This is a genomic window from Pseudomonas sp. PHC1, from assembly GCF_046487845.1.
Taxonomy (GTDB): domain Bacteria; phylum Pseudomonadota; class Gammaproteobacteria; order Pseudomonadales; family Pseudomonadaceae; genus Aquipseudomonas; species Aquipseudomonas sputi.
In genome coordinates this window covers 148,549-166,526 of the sequence record NZ_JBJXHJ010000008.1, presented here as the reverse complement: position 1 = coordinate 166,526, position 17,978 = coordinate 148,549, and the positions used below count along the sequence as shown (strand labels likewise).

Annotated in this window: 18 protein-coding genes and 1 pseudogene; 11 read left to right on the top strand and 8 right to left on the bottom strand. The window is 60.6% G+C overall.

Going from position 1 to position 17,978, the window contains the following annotated elements; translation table 11 throughout:
- The first annotated feature begins 7 nt into the window (after positions 1-7).
- Entirely contained in the window at positions 8-877 is an 870-nt protein-coding gene (locus tag ACKJSM_RS14275) for a TauD/TfdA dioxygenase family protein (RefSeq protein WP_236181832.1), read from the top strand.
- A gap of 44 nt (positions 878-921) precedes the next feature.
- On the opposite strand, the gene ACKJSM_RS14270 is transcribed toward ACKJSM_RS14275, so the two are convergent.
- From ACKJSM_RS14270 to ACKJSM_RS14250, 5 genes are all read right to left on the bottom strand, one after another.
- A complete protein-coding gene (locus ACKJSM_RS14270) occupies positions 922-1,611 on the bottom strand; it encodes a hypothetical protein (protein WP_410237989.1) in 690 nt (229 codons plus the stop codon).
- Positions 1,580-2,620, bottom strand: a complete 1,041-nt coding sequence (locus ACKJSM_RS14265; protein ID WP_410237987.1) for a GSCFA domain-containing protein — start codon at positions 2,618-2,620, stop codon at positions 1,580-1,582. Before ACKJSM_RS14265 ends, ACKJSM_RS14270 begins: the two co-directional genes overlap by 32 nt.
- 37 nt (positions 2,621-2,657) lie before the next feature.
- Positions 2,658-3,173 (bottom strand): GNAT family N-acetyltransferase, encoded by a 516-nt coding sequence (locus ACKJSM_RS14260; protein ID WP_039771072.1) that lies wholly within the window; start codon positions 3,171-3,173, stop codon positions 2,658-2,660.
- A 166-nt stretch (positions 3,174-3,339) separates the two neighbouring features.
- Positions 3,340-3,753, bottom strand: coding sequence for a cupin domain-containing protein (locus ACKJSM_RS14255; protein ID WP_064595669.1), 414 nt, complete (start codon positions 3,751-3,753; stop codon positions 3,340-3,342).
- A 30-nt stretch (positions 3,754-3,783) separates the two neighbouring features.
- On the bottom strand, positions 3,784-4,539 hold the full coding sequence (locus tag ACKJSM_RS14250) for an SDR family oxidoreductase (protein WP_410237986.1): 756 nt from the start codon (positions 4,537-4,539) through the stop codon (positions 3,784-3,786).
- Positions 4,540-4,790: 251 nt separating this feature from the next.
- Here ACKJSM_RS14250 and ACKJSM_RS14245 point away from each other — a divergent pair.
- A pseudogene (locus ACKJSM_RS14245) lies at positions 4,791-6,342 on the top strand (winged helix-turn-helix domain-containing tetratricopeptide repeat protein).
- A gap of 4 nt (positions 6,343-6,346) precedes the next feature.
- Here ACKJSM_RS14245 and ACKJSM_RS14240 read toward each other — a convergent pair.
- Positions 6,347-7,396, bottom strand: a complete 1,050-nt coding sequence (locus tag ACKJSM_RS14240; protein WP_410237984.1) for an NAD(P)-dependent alcohol dehydrogenase — start codon at positions 7,394-7,396, stop codon at positions 6,347-6,349.
- 133 nt (positions 7,397-7,529) lie between these two features.
- Positions 7,530-9,497 carry an alkyl/aryl-sulfatase gene (locus ACKJSM_RS14235; RefSeq protein ID WP_410237983.1) on the bottom strand — a complete coding sequence of 656 codons (1,968 nt, stop codon included), beginning with the start codon at positions 9,495-9,497 and terminating at the stop codon, positions 7,530-7,532.
- A 105-nt stretch (positions 9,498-9,602) separates the two neighbouring features.
- Here ACKJSM_RS14235 and ACKJSM_RS14230 point away from each other — a divergent pair, with 105 nt between their 5' ends.
- From ACKJSM_RS14230 to ACKJSM_RS14195, 8 genes are all read left to right on the top strand, one after another.
- Positions 9,603-10,526: a LysR family transcriptional regulator gene (locus tag ACKJSM_RS14230; protein ID WP_410237982.1), complete on the top strand. Its 924-nt coding sequence runs from the start codon at positions 9,603-9,605 to the stop codon at positions 10,524-10,526.
- Between the two features lie 91 nt (positions 10,527-10,617).
- On the top strand, positions 10,618-11,811 hold the full coding sequence (locus ACKJSM_RS14225; protein WP_410237980.1) for an S-type pyocin domain-containing protein: 1,194 nt from the start codon (positions 10,618-10,620) through the stop codon (positions 11,809-11,811).
- Positions 11,812-11,821: 10 nt separating this feature from the next.
- Complete coding sequence (locus ACKJSM_RS14220; protein ID WP_197870734.1) at positions 11,822-12,073, top strand: pyocin S6 family toxin immunity protein; 252 nt, start codon at positions 11,822-11,824, stop codon at positions 12,071-12,073.
- Entirely contained in the window at positions 12,018-12,389 is a 372-nt protein-coding gene (locus tag ACKJSM_RS14215; RefSeq protein WP_410237979.1) for a colicin E3-like toxin immunity protein, read from the top strand. Before ACKJSM_RS14220 ends, ACKJSM_RS14215 begins: the two co-directional genes overlap by 56 nt.
- A 143-nt stretch (positions 12,390-12,532) precedes the next feature.
- On the top strand, positions 12,533-13,696 hold the full coding sequence (gene solA, locus ACKJSM_RS14210; protein ID WP_410237978.1) for an N-methyl-L-tryptophan oxidase: 1,164 nt from the start codon (positions 12,533-12,535) through the stop codon (positions 13,694-13,696).
- A gap of 67 nt (positions 13,697-13,763) precedes the next feature.
- Entirely contained in the window at positions 13,764-14,171 is a 408-nt protein-coding gene (locus tag ACKJSM_RS14205; RefSeq protein ID WP_410237976.1) for a hypothetical protein, read from the top strand.
- Positions 14,172-14,186: 15 nt separating this feature from the next.
- Positions 14,187-14,711: a hypothetical protein gene (locus ACKJSM_RS14200; RefSeq protein WP_410237975.1), complete on the top strand. Its 525-nt coding sequence runs from the start codon at positions 14,187-14,189 to the stop codon at positions 14,709-14,711.
- Positions 14,712-15,167: 456 nt separating this feature from the next.
- Entirely contained in the window at positions 15,168-15,467 is a 300-nt protein-coding gene (locus ACKJSM_RS14195) for a GNAT family N-acetyltransferase (RefSeq protein WP_410237973.1), read from the top strand.
- Positions 15,468-15,582: 115 nt separating this feature from the next.
- On the opposite strand, the gene ACKJSM_RS14190 is transcribed toward ACKJSM_RS14195, so the two are convergent.
- The gene (locus ACKJSM_RS14190; RefSeq protein WP_236181822.1) at positions 15,583-15,945 is read right to left on the bottom strand and encodes a DUF6124 family protein; all 363 of its coding nucleotides are present in this window, start codon (positions 15,943-15,945) and stop codon (positions 15,583-15,585) included.
- A gap of 599 nt (positions 15,946-16,544) precedes the next feature.
- Here ACKJSM_RS14190 and gabP point away from each other — a divergent pair.
- Positions 16,545-17,951: a GABA permease gene (gabP, locus tag ACKJSM_RS14185; RefSeq protein ID WP_339490139.1), complete on the top strand. Its 1,407-nt coding sequence runs from the start codon at positions 16,545-16,547 to the stop codon at positions 17,949-17,951.
- Positions 17,952-17,978 lie beyond the last annotated feature (27 nt).

Genomic DNA, 17,978 nt, shown 5'->3' with positions numbered 1-17,978 from the left:
AGGGAACATGGATCAGTTGGCACTCAAGGCAATCGAGCGCATCGCCGCCGAACGGCGCGCGCCGTATCAGCACATCACGGTCGAGCGAATCACGCCGATCATCGGGGCCGAGATCGGCGGCGTCGATCTTTCGCAACCGCTGAGCGACGAACAACTCACGGAAATCCGCCGGGCCTTTCTGGAGAACCACGTGGTGGTGTTCCGCGATCAGCACCTGACGGTGGACGAACACAAGGCGTTTGGCCGGCTGTTCGGTGAACTGCGAGCGCTGCCGGTGGAGGACATCGACGGCGATGACCCGGAGCTGGTGGTGATCCGCGCCAATGCGCAATCGCGCTACGTGGCCGGCGAAACCTGGCACACCGACGGCACCGCCGATCTGGCACCGTCCATGGGCTCGATGCTGTACGTCAAGGAAACCCCGGCCATCGGCACCGGCGGCGATACGCTGTTCGCCAACATGCACTTGGCGCTGGAAATGCTGTCGCCGACGATGCAGCAGTTTCTCGGCGAATTGACCGCGATCCACGACGGCGCGATTCCGTGGAAGGGTTATGAGGCGCCGGCCAACCTGCCGAAAACCGAACACCCGGTGGTGGTTCGCCACCCGGAAACCGGGCGCAAGTCGTTGTTCGTCAATTCCGGGTTCACGTCACACATCGTCCAGTTGTCCGGCGGTGAAAGCCAGGTGCTGTTGAACATGCTGTTCGATCGGGTGGCTCGAGAGCCGGTTTTGAGTTGTCGCGTGCGTTGGACGCCAAATACGCTGGTGTTCTGGGACAACCGTTGCACCCAGCACCATGCGGTCTGGGATTATTTCCCGCACTCGCGGTATGGCGAGCGGGTGACGATTCTGGGGACGCAGCCCAAGGCTTGAATCGAGAAAAACCGGTGGGAGCGGGTGCCGTTCCCACCGGTCATTCACAGACCTTGTTTGAGCAGTTGCTCGACGATCAACTCGCCGAACGCCAGATTGCCGTGCAGCGGGTCATCCACTTCGCAATACGCCGGAAGCTGAAAACCCTGCTCATCATTCGCTGCCGCGCGCACGTCGATCAGCTCGATGCCCAGCCCTTGCAGGCGCTCGATCAGCAGCGCCTGCGCGGCCATGAACACCCGCGAGTCGGACAACTCCGGCACCCGCTGCGGCGGCAGCACGGCAAACACCTTGAGGTTCATCGCCCGGGCCTGTTCATAGAACGCCAGCGCAGGTTTGGACAAGGTGTCGACGATGGATTCGAACAGGGGACCTGCGAGAAAACCTTCGTCGAATTCGCCGTCCGGCGTCTGGTAGCAGGTCCAGTTCGGCGCGGTGGCGAGGTAGTGCAGGCTCAGGCCGAGGGTGCTGACCAGCGGCACCCCGACCTTCGCCAGTTGCGGCACGTCGAACGGCGCCAGGGCCTGGCGATACAGGCGTTCCATCTCGGCGTCCCGAAACACCACGTCATCGCGGGTCAGGCTGAAAAAATCCACCGCGAAATCCCGGCCAGTGCCCAGCGGGCCGCCGCTGAACGGCAGCTCGCGGGCCTGCGCCGCCTTGCCGATGACCCCGGCATGGGAGTCGCCCAGCAGCAGAAACCTAGGCGTAGTAATCGAGCACGGCGTCTTCACAGACAAGCTCCTCGCTGGGCACGCAGGTGGGGGGAATGCTGGCCGGCACCTGCAGCGGTTGAACGGCGTCGAGCCCGGCAAAGAACTGCTGCATGACGAACGCCACGCCTTCGGGCGTGACTTCCCGCTGGTTGGGTTGGTAGAACGCGCCCTTGAACGGTGTGCCGGTGATGATTTCGTAAGAAGGGAAATAGTCGACGTCGGGCAGGTCTTCGCACAGTTGCCCGGCGACGGCGCGCAGGACTGATTTGGAATAGGTGGTGGCGCTCAGCACATGCTCGCCCGTGGCCGTTGCCGTCAGGGGTACCGGTGACACGGTGAGCAGCAGACGCAGTTGCGGGTTGATCGAATGCATCAGCTCCAGCGCCCTGACCATGTCGCCATAGGTGTCCATGAAGCCGAAATTACAGAAGTGGTGCAGCTGCGGATCGAAAGTACCGCGCACGGTGCCGGGGCACACGGGATACACCAGACCGGTCTGGCGGTTTTGCCAGGCTTCGGTCAGGCCGAGGGTGAACACGAACACTTTGGCCCGGCGCAGGGCGGTGCGGATGGCGTCGAGGGTGGCTTCGCGCGAGGCGAACAGCGCGTCTTCGCTGGCAAATCCGTCGGGTTCCACGGCGGGCCGGAATGGGTCGAAGAATCGCCCGTCATGGGCCCAGGTTTCGTCGGGTGGCAGGCTCACGCCCAGCGCCCATTCGAGCCACTGGCACAGCATCGCTGGGGTGTACAGGTTGCCGGTGCGGAACGAGAACACCCCATAGTTGTGGGCCTTGCAGTCGGCTTCGGGCAAACCGGCCGGGGCCGGTTCCGCATCCAGCCAGTTCATGCCGCGTTCCACCAGCGCCCGGCCGATGTGCTGGGTGAAACACGAGCCGGCGGTGACGATGGCGTCCTTGTTGCCGATTTCGAATCGTGGCGTCCACAGTTGATCGATGTTCAGCGCGGGCTTGTCAGCCACGGCAGTGCGCCAGAAAGCGCGGGGTGGCAGGCATTGATAAGGATTCACGACGAGGGCCTCCTTGGCGGTCGCTGATAAAACGGGGTCAGCTGATTTGATAGCGGTAGATCAGGTCGTCAAACCACCGATCTCCAATCTGATAGGCCTGCGGCACGCGGCGCTCGAATACAAAACCGCATTTCTCCAACACCTTGCAGGACGCGATATTACCGTCGGTCACGGTCGACTCCAACGAATCCAGGCCGATGGCGGCGGCATAGTCGATGATCGCCTGCCGCGACTCGGTGCCGAAGCCTTTGCCCTGATGCTCGGGCAACAACAGGCAACCCACCTCGGCATGCCCCGGCGACAGGATACGGAATCCGGTCACGCCCAGTTCCTGCCCGCTGGCCCTGTCGGTCACCACCAGACACAACCAGTGATCCGACTGCGGCCCCCAGGCCGGAAGCCGATGCTCGAAGCCTTTGCGCACCTGTTCTTCGGCAATTTCACCGAACACGTACTGCATGGTTTGCGGCTCGGAATGCAGCCTGAGGAACAGCGGCCAGTCGGATTCGACCATCGTGCGCAGGTCCAGGCGTTGCGTGGCGAGTTCGAGCATCCGCTGCTCCTTGCAAGGGTGGGAAGGGGAGACGGTTTTTTACTGGGTGTGGGGCGAAAGATCAATGCTTTGATCGGGCATGGTTTGCAAAGCCGACCCTGATTGCCTCCATAAGCGGTGGCCCCCGGCAGCCGGGCTGCCGAAGGTGGATCGGCGAATGGATCGGTTACGGCTTGACCGGTTTGACCAGGTCGGTCTCGTTGCTGTCGAGCACGAACACCGCCAGCAGACGGGACGGTTCGGTGGTGCTGGCATTGGCGCTCACCGCGTGGAAATCACCCGGTTGCTCGACGAAATTTTCCCCGGCCTTGTAGACCTTCTCCGGCCCGTCGCCGACCTTGCTGCGCACGGCGCCCTCAAGCACCGTGGCGTAGATGAACGCGGACTTCGGATGAAAGTGCGCCGGCGAAGATCCACCGGGCGCGTATTCCACCAGCACGCCCCGCATGGATTTGCCCGGAACGTTGGGCAGGGCGCGGTCGAACACCACGGTGACCTTGCCACCCTGCGGCTCGGCGGCCGAGACGGATGAGATTGAAAGGGCCGCAAACGTGGCGGCCAGCAGGATTCGGCTGAACATGGCGATACTCCTTCAAACAGGTGGGGTGTTTTAGCGCTGGATCGATTGCGCCAGCCAGTCTTCAAAGCGCGTCGAGCCCAGGCGCGGGTTGCTGCTACCGGGGGTGAGCGACTGGTCGTCGAGCACGTCGCCGAAGTAGCGGGCGTGGACGTCCGGGATCACTTTGCGGGAGTCGTGGGTGGCGCGGAAAAAGCGGCGGACCAGCTCGTCAAGCGGCATGGCTTCGGGGCCGGCAATTTCCTGCGTGCCGTTGATCGGCGCGGCCAGTGCCACGTCGGTAAGTGCAGCGGCGACATCGTCGGAGGCCATGGGCTGGATCAATGCCGGCGACAGGCGCACTTCGTCGCCGACGGTGGCGGACTGGGCAATGCCGCCGACAAATTCGAAGAACTGCGTGGCCCGTAACAGGCTGTACGGAATGCCGGACGCCTTGATCAGATTTTCCTGCGCGACCTTGGCACGGAAGTAATCGTTGGCGGGCAGGCGCTCACTGCCGACAATCGACAGCGCTACGTGATGGCGAACCCCGGTGGCAGCTTCGGCGGCAAGCAGGTTACGGGTGGAGGTCTCGAAGAAATCGAGCACGGCCTGGTCTTCCCACGAAGGGGCGTTGGACACATCGACCACCACCTGGGCACCGTCCATCGCATCGGCCAGACCTTCGCGGGTGATGCTGTTGACGCCGGTGTTAGGCGAGGCGGCGAGTGCATCGTGGCCGCGTTCGCGCAGATTGTTCACAAGTTTCGATCCGATGAGGCCGGTGCCTCCGATAACGACTATCTTCATGACATCTCTCCACTTGCCGACGGCAACCGTTGCTGTCGATGTGGGTTGAGCATGCTTGCGGCGCTCGGGCAAGTCCTTGTGGTGACCTTGGGTTTGCCTTGGTTTTTTGTCCAGACAGGCCAATCCGTCGGCAGATGCGTAGACCAATGCCCAGACCGGTGCGAGGGCCCAGGGTCTGCCGTACCATTGGGCGCACGACAATCGCCCGCTCGGACACAGAGTCGGGGGCGCCAGACCGGAGAACAGCCACCGTGCAATTCGTGTTTGAAGACTACCTGCTCGACCAGCAGCGCCGGGAACTGACCTGGCGCGGACAAGTCGTGACGGTCGGGCCGCAGGTCTTCGATCTGCTGTTGCTGCTGGTCAGCAACCGCGAGCGGGTGGTGAGCAAGGACGAACTGTTGAACGCCGTGTGGAGTGGCCGGATCGTTTCCGAGTCGACCATCACCAGCCACATCAACGCTGTGCGCAAGGCCATCGGCGACACCGGTGAGCAGCAGCGCCTGGTGCGTACGGTGCCGCGCAAGGGCTATCGCTTTGTCGGTGAAATCATCCCGTGCGACAGCCCCGTCAATGTACCCGAAGCGCCTGCGATACCCGAAGTGGCCACGACACTTGTCCTGCCGGAAAAACCTTCGATCACCGTCCTGCCGTTCCAGAATCTCAGCGGCGACCCCGAGCAGGACTACTTCGCCGACGGCATCGTCGAAGACATCATCACCGCGTTGTCGCGTCTGCGCTGGCTGTTCGTCATCGCCCGCAACTCCAGCTTCACCTACAAGGGCAGGGCGGTGGATGCGCGAGGCGTCGGTCAGGAACTGGGTGTGCGTTACGTGCTGGAAGGCAGCGTGCGCAAGTGCGGCAACAAGATCCGCATCACCGGCCAGTTGATTGATGCGTGCAGCGGCACGCACCTGTGGGCCGAGCGCTTCGAAGGTCTGCTGGACGATATTTTCGAACTCCAGGATCAGGTGGCCGAGAGCGTCGTGGGCGCCATCGCACCACAGCTGGAGCGCGCGGAAATCGAGCGGGCCAAACGCAAGCCCACCGACAGCCTCGATGCCTACGATTACTACCTGCGGGGCACGGCCAAGCTGCACATCGGCACCCGTGAGGCGATCGAGCAGTCACTGGCGTTGTTCTACCGGGCAATCGAACTGGATCCGGAATTTGCCTCGGCATACGGCATGGCCGCGTGGTGCCACTTCTGGCGCAAGCTCAACGGCTGGATGACCGACCGGCCCCGGGAAATCGCCGAAGGTGCGCGGCTGGCGCGCATGGGCGTGGAGCTGGGGCGTGACCCGTTGCGGTCATGCCCTGGCCCATCTGACCGGGGATGTCGACTGCGGCATCGCCTTGCTTGATCGAGCTCGATTGCTCAACCCCAATCTGGCGCCGGCCTGGTATCTGGGTGGCATCCTGCGTGCCTTGCGTGGCGAAACCGAGTCCGCCATCGCCAACCTTGAGCACGCCGTGCGCCTTAGCCCGCTGGATCCGGAAATGTTCCGCATGCAGGTCGGGATGGCGCTGGCGCACTTCTTCGCCGGTCGTTTCGAACTCTCGACTTCGTGGGCCGAGAAAGCGCAGGGCAACCTGCCCTGTCTGCTGGTAGCGGCGGCCCTGATCGCCGCGAGCCACGCGCTCAATGGGCGAGCCGACAAAGCCGGGCAGGCCATGGAACGGGTGCGTCAGCTGGACCCGACGTTGCGGGTGTCCAGCCTGAGCGCGTGGCTGCCCATTCAACGGCCTGAAGACGTTGCCCGGTTTGCCGAAGGTTTGCGGTTGGCGGGGTTGCCGGAGTGACGGTTCAGCCAGCCAGCGTCGCGTTATCGATCACGAACCGATACTTCACATCGCCCTGCAGCATCCGCTCGTAGGACGCGTTGATCTGATCGGCGCGAATCAGCTCGATGTCGGAAACGATGCCGTGCTCGGCACAGAAGTCCAGCATCTCCTGGGTTTCCGGGATGCCGCCGATCATCGAACCGGCGATGGTCCGGCGTTTCATGATCAGGTTGAACACGTTCGGTGACGGATGCGGCGAGGCGGGAGCACCGACCAGCGTCAGGGCGCCGTCGCGCTTGAGCAGCACCAGAAACGCGTCGAGATCGTGAGGGGCGGCGACGGTGTTGAGGATCAAGTCGAAACTCTTGGTGTGCGCGGCCATTTCTTCAACGTTGCGCGACACCACGACTTCATCGGCGCCCAGTGCCTTGGCGGCTTCGCGCTTGGACTCGGAGGTGGTGAACGCCACGACATGCGCGCCCATTGCATGGGCCAGTTTGATGCCCATGTGGCCCAGGCCACCGATGCCGACCACCCCGACTTTTTTGCCCGGCGCGGCGTTCCAGTGACGCAGTGGCGAGTAAGTGGTGATGCCCGCACACAGCAGCGGCGCGACGGCGGCCAGTTGAGCTTCGGGGTGGCGGATGCGCAGCACGTAACGCTCATGCACCACGATGTTTTGCGAGTAGCCGCCAAGGGTCCAGCCCGGTGCATCCGGGGTCGGGAAGTTGTAGGTGCCGATCATGCCGTCACAGTAGTTTTCCAGACCGGTTTCGCAGTCGTCGCAGTGTTTGCAGCTGTCGACGATGCAGCCGACACCCACCAGATCACCGACCTTGTAGTCGGAAACGTGCGCGCCGACTGCCGAAACGCGACCGACAATTTCGTGCCCGGGTACGCAGGGGAATTGTGTCCCGGCCCATTCGGCGCGCACCTGGTGCAGGTCGGAGTGGCAGATGCCGCAGAAGGCGATATCGATCTGCACATCATGGGCTGCGGGCGCGCGGCGATGGATCTGCATCGGCTCAAGGGGTTGGTCGCCGGCGTAGGCACCGTAGGCGTGTACGAGCATGGGAGTGGTCCTTGATGAATGTGTCGAGGGACCATTTTTCCCGGATTGCTCGTACAGGCTGTTGTGCATTTCTGTGGATTGCTTGCCTGATCCTGTTTTCGAACCGTGCAACCCACCGTCGACACGTACCGGTTCAGTCACGCGCCTGGGCGACAATCGCAAAATTCCCCGGCGCCTTTTCCAGCAGCCCGAGGAATCTCATGAGATCGACTTTACTGCCTTCGACCTTCAGATCATCGGAGGTGAGCGCTTCCTTCAGCCCGGCGGTGCCGCCGAGCAGTTGGACGAACAGGTCCTTGGTGACTGTCAGCGTTGCGTTGGCATTCTCTGCCGTCGGGCCTTTTCGATAGTGCAGCACGGCGTTCTCGATCCACAGCACGAACGATTCATTCGTATCGGTCAGCACCAGATTGAACGTCCAGTGCTTGCCATCCGCCGCCGGGCCGTCGAGGCTTGCGGCCATGGCTTCGAGGAAGCGTTCGGTGGGCGTCTGCTTCATCAGTTCGATCAGGTCGGAGCGTTTGACGCCCTTGGCCGGCGGGCCGTTGCGCAGCTCCATCGCCGCCGTCAGGTAGCTGTTGCGCCAGGTCGCTGATTCCGCCTGATAGCCCATCTGTTCGTACGCGCGGGCCAGCAGTTCCTTGGCGGCCGCGTCGTCGGGCTTATTGAGCACGGCCTGATCCAGCAGCTCGGCGACCCAGCGATATTCACCTTTGTCATAGGCCACGCGAGCGGCTTCGACCACTTTAGCGTTGCCTCCCATCAATTCGACGTAGCGCTTTGCCGATTCTTTGGGCACCAGAGGATTCAAGTGTGCAGGGTTGCCATCGTAGGCGCCCAGGTACAGCTGGTAGATCGCCTTGACGTTGTGGCGCAGGTCGCCGTAATAGCCACGGGTGCCGAAGTACGACGCCAGTGAGTCCGGCAGCTGGATCTTGTCGGCGATCTCGTTGGGGGTGTAACCGGCATTCATCAGGCGCACGGTCTGATCGTGCAGGTATTTGTAGACGTCGCGGTGTTTGGTAATGAATTCGCGGATCCGCTCGTTGCCCCAGATCGGCCAGTTGTGCTGACCGAAATAGACCTCGGTGTCGCCCAGCTCGTCGAGGGCGATTTGCATGTAGTCGGACCAGCGCAGCGCATCGCGCACCTTGGCGCCACGGATCGGCAGCAGGTTGTGCATGGTCTGCGTCAGCAGCTCCGCACCGCCGTATGCCTTGAGCGCGGGGATCGAAAAGGTCAGCTCGGCCGGGGCCTCCGCGCCGGGCATGTTGTGGAACACGAAGCTGACGCCGTCGAGCACCAGCGGCTGGATCGGCTGGTCGATGATCTGCGTCGGCGGCAGGATGCCCATGCTGCCGTAAGCGACGTTTTTGCCCAGCCCGGTGTCGACGATGCCGGTGGCGCCCGGTGTCAGGTTCTTGCCGAACTGATACATCGACCGCCGCGCCATCGCCGGGCCCGCCAGGATGTTTTCGCTGGTGGCTTCCTCCATGAAACCGGCGGGTGCGACGATGGGAATGTTGCGCTGGGCGACTTCGCTGCTCGAAGTGATGCCCAGCACACCGCCGAAATGGTCGGCATGATCGTGGGTGAAAATGATCGCGGTGACGGGTTTGTTGCCCAGATGCTCGCGAGCGAAGGCCAGCGCCGTGGCGGCGGACTCCCTAGAGGTCAGCGGGTCGACCACGATCCAGCCGGTCTGCCCCTCAATCAGCGTCATGTTGGCGATGTCGAAACCGCGTAACTGGTAAATCCCATCGCGGACCTTGAACAGACCGATCTGCGCGTTGAGCATCGCGTGCCGCCACAGGCTCGGGTTAACGGTGGCCGGCGCCTGGCCTTCGACAAAGCGGTAGGCATCGAAGTCGATCAGGACATTACCGTCAGCGCCGAGGATCTTGCCGGTGGGCCGGGCGATGAAACCGCGCTGGGCATCTTCCATGTCCCGGTTGTCGCTGAGGTCCAGGCCCTTGATCGACGCCTGGATCACCGCGGCCGTGGCAGGCGTGGCGTCGCCGGCTGCGACGCCGGGCTGGTTGTCGCAGCCGCCGAGGGACACCAGCGTCAGGGCGATGATCGTATAGAGGGTCGGTTTCATTCTTGTTGTTCTCCGAGGGTCGAATGCGCTCCAGCCTAGGGGCAGGGCGGCGATGTATCCAATGCATTGTTTACATCCGGATAATGCGTCGCTAGCATCGGGCGAATGGACCTCAAACGACTGTCACACCTGCTCGCACTGGCCGATGAACGCCATTTCGGTCGCGCAGCCGAGCGCGTGCACCTCAGCCAGCCGGCCCTGAGCCGCAGCATTCAGGCGCTGGAGAGCGAAACCGGGCAGCGCTTGTTCGATCGCGACACCGGCGACGTCCGTCCGACGCCGGCGGGGGCCTTTCTGATCGAGCGGGCGCGGCGGTTGCTGTTCGATGCCCGTTCGCTGGAGCGGGACATGGCGCTCTACAGCGACCGCCAACTGGGCAGCCTCGCCTTCGGCGTCGGGCCGTTCCCGGCGGCCATGTTGATGCATCAAGTGGTGCCGCGGCTGCGCCTGGATCACCCGGCAGTCACCCTGCGGGTGGAAGTGAACAACTGGCAGATTCTCGAAGCGCGGCTGCGTGCTGAAGCGATCGAATTCTTCGTTGCCGATATCCGCAACTTCACGACGGAATCCGATCTGCTGATCCGTTCGCTGGGCCAGGTGTCGGCAGGCTTTTTCGTACGTCCGGAGCACCCACTGGCCGGGCGTAAAGTGGCGATGGGCGAACTGGAAGGCTACGGCGTCGCCACGACGCGCCTGCCGGAGGTGCTGAAACTCGAAACCGCCCGAACCCTCGGCATCTCCACCCGCCAGGCGCTGCCTATCGTGTTGGAGTGCGACGACGTGGCCTTGCTCAAAACTGTCGCTGGTTCAACCGACACCATCCTCGGCGTCATCCATGGCGCCGTGGCCGAAGACATTCGGGTGGGGCGTTTGATCGAACTGCATGTTGTGGACAGGCCGGGATTTCATTCTGAAATTGGCGTGGTGAGTTTGCAGGGCAGAAGCCTGTCGCCGACGGCCTTGTGTTTGATCGAGGCGGTCGTTGCCGAGATGCAATCCATTCACGTCGAACAATCTCCACGTCTTTAGAGAGACGTCCTACAGCCACGATTTTCCTGCTTCGTTAACGTCGTGCAGCCCCTTGCGAGGGGCTGCCGATGCATGAACGAAAGGACAATCAGTGGCTGGTCAAAAGGACATTTCCCGGGTTCCCAACCCACCGGCAGGCGACGGGCATCACGTTACCTACCGCTATATGACGGCCACCGAACTGGCCGATCAGCAAGACCGACAAGACAAGTACGACGCCATGCTGGCGAGGCAGGACGCCTTCGAGCGCAGCCGCGAGATAGCGGCGAACAAGCCTGAGCCGGTGCGCGCCGGCTGCGTGTTTGCCAAGTCCTGCAAGTTGCCGGACGCGATCATCGATTACGCGAATCCTGCGGGGATGGTGCCGACTGACAGCCTCAAGGATTACGGCGAGCTGATTTTGCTCGGTGGCCGTGAGGCCGATGACAGCGGTGGGGTTGAGCTCAAGAAAATCAGCGGCACGGCCATTCCTGCGGGGCTGGGCACTTTTGCCCTCGCGGGTGAAGCGTTCAAGGCATTGCCCGCGATGGCCTCTGCTGCCGTCATCAGCCCATTGCTCGGTTTGGTGGCGATGTTCATGCCCTCGAACCTGGGCGACAGCGCCCTCTACACCGAAGACCAGCTGCTCGCCCTCAAACAGGCCCGAACTCGCGTACGCCTGCGTGTCGAACAGCAGGCCGATGGCAGCCTCAAGGGTTACGGCTTCTACACCGGCAAGAATCGCGATTGGGAGATGGTTGATGTTGTGCAGTTCGCGGCACGCGGTAGCCGGTTTATTGCAGACCTTGGCGAAGGTGTTGAGCTGGTTTGGACGCCAGCTGTAGACGGCTCCGACATCCTCGGAATTCCAGCGCTGGAGGCTGCTCCGCAAGCGCCGCATATCTGGGTGTACCCGCCGACGAAAGCGGCGGACGGGATTCTGGTGAATCCGGTTTATCCGCCGGAGTATCGGGATTTCATTTTGGTGTTTCCGGCGGAGTCCGGGGTTCGGCCGCTGTACATTGTTCTCAGCCGCCCATCCGACCATGCTTATTACGGTCATCCAAAGACGCTACCAGCATTCCCCGATGCAGTCAGGGTGAAGTCGAAATCATCGGTACAAGGTGGAGGAAAGCGGCGAGCACGCTGGGTAGACCGTAAAGGCCGAATTTATGAGTGGGACTACAAAAGTAATGCTGTAGAAAAATACGACAAACTAGGAACCACACATCTGGGTGAGTTCAATCACCTGACGGGTGAGCAAACCGGACCAGCAGAGCCTGATAGAAGAACCACCAAGAATTAAGGATGAAACCATGCTCTTCCTTTCAATAACCGGCTTTTATCCCGATGACGTCCAAGACGACACGCTGCAGTTCGAGTTGGATATCGACGGTAGCGAAATGAATGAAAAAGTTGCGCAACTCATTGAATCCAAGCCCCTGAGTGAACTGGAACCAGGTGAGTTGTTACTGCGCGAGGATCAGGTAGCGGCACTGGGAGCCCTGCTGAATGTCAGCTTCCCGAGCGGTCTGGAGTATTTCATGGGCACCTGTGCGAAGTACTGATACTGCGGAGAGCAAAGGGGACGGGGCCACCGTCCCTTTTTTCGTCAAAAAAGATATTTGTGAGAAAAAGATGGGACTGGAGCTGAGACTGGAGTGGTATGACACAGCAGCCCTGGAATTCCAGGGCGAGGAGACGTCAAAAGATCTGGGGGATGATGAGTCAGTATTGAATGCCTTAGGCATTCCAGTGGAGGGCAACATCAATAATGGCAGCTTCAACGTCGTCGAAAAGTGGGTTGCGACCATTCAGCCGTATTTTCAGCACCAGATCGCTCTGAGTACAAACGACTATCAAATTTCGTTCGACTACCGCTAGCACCGACAGACGGCTGATTGACAGTAAGTGGGACGCCCATCAGCTCGCTTCCCGCATTTTTGCCAGAGCGCGGCTTTCAGCGGATTGTTTTCCATCGCCTGATCCGCTTCACTGTGGCTCTTTTGCCTGAGCGGAAATCAATCATGGAACGATGCGAAGCACTGGTCATCGGTCTCGGCGCCATGGGCGCGGCCACGGTGTATCAACTGGCGAAGGCCGGGGTCAACGTGGTCGGCATCGACCGCCACCATCCGCCGCACACATTCGGCTCCAGCCATGGCGACACCCGCATCACCCGGCTGTCCGTGGGCGAGGGCGCGCAATACGTTCCCATCGTGCGCAACTCCCACCGCATCTGGCGCGAACTGGAAGCGCTGTCAGGCGAGTCCCTGTTCGAACAGACCGGCCTGCTGGTGCTGACCTCCCGCCCCGACTTCGATCCCGCCGACGAAACCGACTTCACCCTGCGCACCATCGCCCTGGCACAGACCTACGGCATCGAACACGAAGTCCTCGACGCTGCCCAGATCCGCCAGCGCTTCCCGCAGTTTGCCCAGGTGCGCGACGACGCCATTGGCTACTTCGAGCCCGAAGGCGGTTTTGTACGGCCCGAACGCTGCATCGACGTGCAGCTCAGACTGGCCGAACAACACGGCGCCACGCTCTACAAGGGCGAGACCGTGACCCACATCCGGTCGGACGAACAGGGCGTCACCGTCACCACCGACCAGCGCACCGTGCGGGCGAACAAACTGATGGTCACCGCCGGCAACTGGGCGGGCGGCCTGCTGGGCGCACCGTTCGACAAACTGCTCAGCGTCTATCGGCAAAAACTGTTCTGGTTCGAAACCGAGCCCGACGCGCAACTGGTCGGCCACTCACCCACGTTCATCTTCACTCACGGCCCGGACGACGATTTCTATGGCTTTCCCGCGTTGCCGGGGGAGGGCAGTTTGAAAGTGGCGACGGCGCAATATCACAGCACATCCACGCCCGAGACGCTGGATCGCACAATCTCGGCCGAGGAAGAACGCGAGATGTACGAGCAGCAGGTGCAGGGGCGGATTGCCGGGCTGACGGATCGGGTGGTGAAGTCAGCGGTCTGCGCCTACACCGTCACGCCGGATCGGCATTTCATCATTGATGAGCATCCACGGTTGCAGCACACATTGGTGGTGTCGGCGTGCTCCGGGCATGGGTTCAAACACTCGGCGGCGCTGGGGGAGGCGTTTGCGCAGTGGTGTTTGCGGGGGGAGAGTGAACTGGATCTTTCGTCGTTTTCGGTGGGGCGGTTTGAGCGGGAGTGACAATCTCTATGATTCATGAACTTTGGCAGGAATCCGATGGCTGGCAGACAAAGGTATCGAACCGCAAATGAGCAAATTGGGTTGCAGATGTGGGCACGTGATTGTCGATCAGACTGACAGCTTGCCCTATAAGGCGAGCCTGCTTCGCGATGAAGTAGAGGATGCATTCTGGGAAAAGGTAAACCATGAACTCAAGCCTCTGATGACTGCTGCCGAGTCGGGTGACAAGGCCGTGATTGCCGAGGCGTTCGGTGAGTTTGCGCCTTGGGTCAACGCGACCGACGAACTGGTAAGCCGATTATCGAGCCTCCACATCCACCGGACGTTAGATGTTTATGAATGCACGAACTGTGGGCGTCTTTGGGTGCAAAAAGGCGCGAGTAACCAGTTCGTTTCATATGTTCCTGAAAAGGGTGGATATCAGGCGATTTTGTCGGAATCATCGGGCGATTCCGAGAGCCTGGATTGCGAATAAATAGGGAAGTGCCCAGTGTTTAACCGCTATGCCGCCTCCCGAGAGAGGATGGCGAATGACTTGAGAAATGCGCAGCTGCTGCAGGGGCAGCGACTTGTTGAGTTATTGCATGACCAATATTACTTCAACGAGGAAAAATGCCTGTCCGACGTAGGCCCGTTGCTCTGGCGGTGTGGCGAACATCAGAACGTTGCGATGTACCTGCTAAACGATGGGGAGCGTGTGGGAGCTGATGAGTCCGATCTGGGACCGCCCACACCCTTCGCGCTTGATGCCGCCAGCGTTTGCTCGTGGCGTAGGGAAAATCTGCTTAGCAATAGGTCAGCTCTCTTCCTCGAAGACAAAATCATCACAGCGGTTCAAGGTGTTGTCGATAAAGTGGCGGGCGGAGAGGTTTGGCTTGTCGGCTTTCAAGTTGCCTTCGAGACAGGCGACTACCTGATCTACCTGAATCAAGGTGACGATGCAGTCGTTCTGATTAACGAATGGCCCAAGAGGTTGGAGGGTATCGAAACTTGCTTGGTGACCTCGCTGGAATGAGCGTTTTGTTCAATAGCAGCTTGGGCGAAAATAGATGCGTCCCCATCTTTTTCCATTTTTTTCCCCGCATTTTTTGACAAACCGGCGACGCGTCCCACCGAATCCGTTTTCACACAGCCTGGGCCGAAAGCTGCCGCTCACGGAATACCGCTTTTGGCCGATTTCTGCCTGTCATGACTGGCAGAAATCGCCCCCAAAGGGTCCAATACCGTGTCGACCGGCGACAAGGCCAAAAACGGCTAAGTCTGCTAGCGTTGAGTGCTTTGGGAGCTATAGAAGGCACCGATAATGCAGATGTTTAAAATCGAGGCGAACGGATTGAGTCAGCTCCGTGAGGCTCTGAGTCAAGCCGCATTGCCTTTTGATGATTTAAGCGAACCGGGTAGGCAGTTTTTCCGTTTTGAGATGGACGGAAATTGGATCGCGTAAGGCGGGCTGGAGGGTTCTGGTCAAGACATGCTGCTTCGCTCACTAGTCGTTAGTGATTCGCATCGTGGGAAAGGGCTTGGCAAAGCTGTGCTGTCAGAGCTGGAACAATATGCTGCCTTCCAGGGGGGGCTTCGGTTGCACTTGTTAACTCAAAGCGCGACTGGATTTTTTACAGCCAACGGGTATGAAATTTTCGATAGGGGTGAAGCGCCGGTCGCTATCAGTCAAACCGTCCAGTTCAAGCATTTGTGTCCGGCATCGGCAACCTATCTACGAAAGTCGTTAGGTGCCGCGGTTGTTACGGAGCAGTTCGCCGGTTCGCGCTAATTGACGGAGTCCGTCAGTCCGCACTTGGCCGATAGCTGCCATTTACTGTGGCAGCTCCGGCTAGCATCGTTTTCTCATGCCCTCTACTAATCAGTCATGACAGAGGAGTCGGCTTTCAGGTCTTCACCTCAACATGATCCAGCGCCTGATTCACCGCCAACTCACTCAACATCACCAACTGCGCAATCCCGATCGCAGTCTTGCGATGGCCAGGCTCCAGCGTGGCAGCGAAGTTATTGAGCATTTCACTGGCCGATCCCAATGATTCGCTGGCATTGGCCAAGAGGGATTCAGTGTTGTACGCCGGGTTGGCCATGTACATGGGGTCGTGTTTGTGATGGCTGCCCATGATCCGTTGCTGCGGGGTGAGGTAGTGATCGAGCGCACGTTCTGCCGCTTCGTTCAGGGTTCGAGAATCGGGGAATTTGTAGGGCGATACCGGATCGGTTTCCGGTGGGTTCGGTGTTGGTTTGAACATAGATGAATCTCCAGCACTTATTAAATGGGAGTCATCCACTCTCGCTACCAAACGAGGGGTGGCGACCATACGCAGGTTGGTAGACCGGAGCACTGGAACCGGCGCTTCCGAAGAAGCCCTGAGCATGGCCACCATAAATCCAGTCGCATGAATGCAACTGCATGAGGTGACGCGATGCGTCAGCGCTGCGGGCTACCAAACCCGATCACTGTTTTTCAGTGACCCGGAAACGATAAAACCCGCACCCCAGACGCACAAGCCGGCGGATTCTGGCGCAGTCGTAGGCAATGACGCAAGACGCTGTAGCCGTGGGGAAGTAATGCCGGGCGTTTCTAAACATCATTCGAAAAACGCTTAAACGCGCTGCCGTCGCCATGTCGAAATCAGACGCCCCCATGCCGCTCCCAGGCTATTTGCGATCAACGCCGGGCACGTAAGGTGACGCATCATTTCATCGCCCTGCGTCGTCGTCCGACCGATTTGTAACGCTGCAGCGCTTGAGGTGCGCCGCTCTGGAGCAGGGCAACAGGAAGAAATGATGATCGCCTGACATGTCGTCAGTACGCCCAAATGTCGATCACCAGAGAACAACAAAAACAATGAATAGCCTGAACTCGAAGGACTCGAACGGTCAGTTGGCGCAGGGCTTCAAGCCGCGTCATGTCACCATGCTTTCCATTGCCGGCATCATCGGTGCGGGGCTGTTTGTCGGCTCCGGCCACGCCATTGCCGCCGCCGGCCCGGCCGTCTTGCTCGCTTATCTCTTCTCCGGCCTGCTGGTCGTGCTGGTCATGCGCATGCTCGGTGAAATGGCCGTCGCCCACCCGGACACGGGATCGTTTTCCACCTATGCCGATCAGGCCATCGGGCGCTGGGCGGGGTTCACCATCGGGTGGTTGTATTGGTGGTTCTGGGTGCTGGTCATTCCGATTGAAGCGCTGGCCGCCGGGCATGTGTTGAATCAGTGGTTTCCCCAGGTCGATGCGTGGTTGTTCGCGTTGTTGTCGATCATTTTGCTGGTGGTGACCAACCTGTTCAGTGTGTCCAAGTACGGCGAGTTCGAGTTCTGGTTCGCGATGGCCAAGGTGGTGGCGATCATCGGGTTCATCGGGCTGGGTTTTGCGGTGTTGATGGGCTGGGTTCCAGAGCGTGAGGCCAGCGGGTTGAGCCGCTTGATGGAAGAGCACGGCGGGTTCGCGCCCAATGGTTTGTCGGCGGTGGTCGGGGCCTTTATCACCATCATGTTCAGCTTTATCGGGACGGAAGCGGTAACCATCGCGGCCGCCGAATCGAGCAACCCGGCGCAGAACATCGCCAAGGCCACGCGCTCGGTGATCTGGCGCATCGGGGTGTTTTATCTGCTGTCGATTTTCGTGGTGATTTCCGTGGTGCCCTGGAACGATCCGCTGTTGGCGTCCGTCGGCTCTTACCAGCGAGCGCTGGAGCTGATGAACATTCCCCACGCCAAATTCCTGGTCGATGTGGTCGTGCTGATCGCGGTGGCCAGTTGCATGAATTCCTCGATCTACATTTCCTCGCGGATGCTGTTCTCGCTGGGGCGTCGCGGTGACGCTCCGCAACCGCTGAAGGTGACCTCCGCGGCGGGCGTACCGAGAGCGGCGGTGATTGCCAGCACCGTGATCGGTGCGGGGGTGACGCTGTTCAGCTATTTCATGCCGGCAGGATTGTTCCAGTTTCTGCTTGCCAGCTCCGGCGCGATTGCGTTGCTGGTGTATCTGGTGATCGCGGTTTCGCAATTGCGCATGCGCCGGATGCTGCGTCGGCAGAATGTCGAGCTGACGTTTCGCATGTGGCTGTTTCCGTGGCTGACGTGGCTGGTGATCGCCTTCATCTGCGCCGCGCTCGCAGTGATGATGGTGACGCCCGAGCATCGTCTGGAAGTGACGTCGACCATCGGCCTGGCGCTGGCGATTTCCTTTATCGGGCTGGTGACCTCGCGGCAACATGGGCAGGCGCGGGCGGCGGTTGCGGCGGGCAAGGCTTAGGTTTTTTCTGGTGCTTGAACGGTGGGA

What these genes read in the sequence shown, in the direction of transcription:
- ACKJSM_RS14275 (WP_236181832.1), top strand. Translation starts at nt 8, where the DNA reads ATGGATCAGTTGGCACTCAAGGCAATCGAGCGCATCGCCGCCGAACGG.
- ACKJSM_RS14260 (WP_039771072.1), bottom strand. Translation starts at nt 3,173, where the DNA reads ATGCTCGAACTCGCCACGCAACGCCTGGACCTGCGCACGATGGTCGAA.
- ACKJSM_RS14255 (WP_064595669.1), bottom strand. Translation starts at nt 3,753, where the DNA reads ATGTTCAGCCGAATCCTGCTGGCCGCCACGTTTGCGGCCCTTTCAATC.
- ACKJSM_RS14250 (WP_410237986.1), bottom strand. Translation starts at nt 4,539, where the DNA reads ATGAAGATAGTCGTTATCGGAGGCACCGGCCTCATCGGATCGAAACTT.
- ACKJSM_RS14240 (WP_410237984.1), bottom strand. Translation starts at nt 7,396, where the DNA reads ATGCTCGTACACGCCTACGGTGCCTACGCCGGCGACCAACCCCTTGAG.
- ACKJSM_RS14235 (WP_410237983.1), bottom strand. Translation starts at nt 9,497, where the DNA reads ATGAAACCGACCCTCTATACGATCATCGCCCTGACGCTGGTGTCCCTC.
- ACKJSM_RS14230 (WP_410237982.1), top strand. Translation starts at nt 9,603, where the DNA reads ATGGACCTCAAACGACTGTCACACCTGCTCGCACTGGCCGATGAACGC.
- ACKJSM_RS14220 (WP_197870734.1), top strand. Translation starts at nt 11,822, where the DNA reads ATGCTCTTCCTTTCAATAACCGGCTTTTATCCCGATGACGTCCAAGAC.
- ACKJSM_RS14215 (WP_410237979.1), top strand. Translation starts at nt 12,018, where the DNA reads ATGTCAGCTTCCCGAGCGGTCTGGAGTATTTCATGGGCACCTGTGCGA.
- solA (WP_410237978.1), top strand. Translation starts at nt 12,533, where the DNA reads ATGGAACGATGCGAAGCACTGGTCATCGGTCTCGGCGCCATGGGCGCG.
- ACKJSM_RS14205 (WP_410237976.1), top strand. Translation starts at nt 13,764, where the DNA reads ATGAGCAAATTGGGTTGCAGATGTGGGCACGTGATTGTCGATCAGACT.
- ACKJSM_RS14195 (WP_410237973.1), top strand. Translation starts at nt 15,168, where the DNA reads ATGCTGCTTCGCTCACTAGTCGTTAGTGATTCGCATCGTGGGAAAGGG.
- ACKJSM_RS14190 (WP_236181822.1), bottom strand. Translation starts at nt 15,945, where the DNA reads ATGTTCAAACCAACACCGAACCCACCGGAAACCGATCCGGTATCGCCC.
- gabP (WP_339490139.1), top strand. Translation starts at nt 16,545, where the DNA reads ATGAATAGCCTGAACTCGAAGGACTCGAACGGTCAGTTGGCGCAGGGC.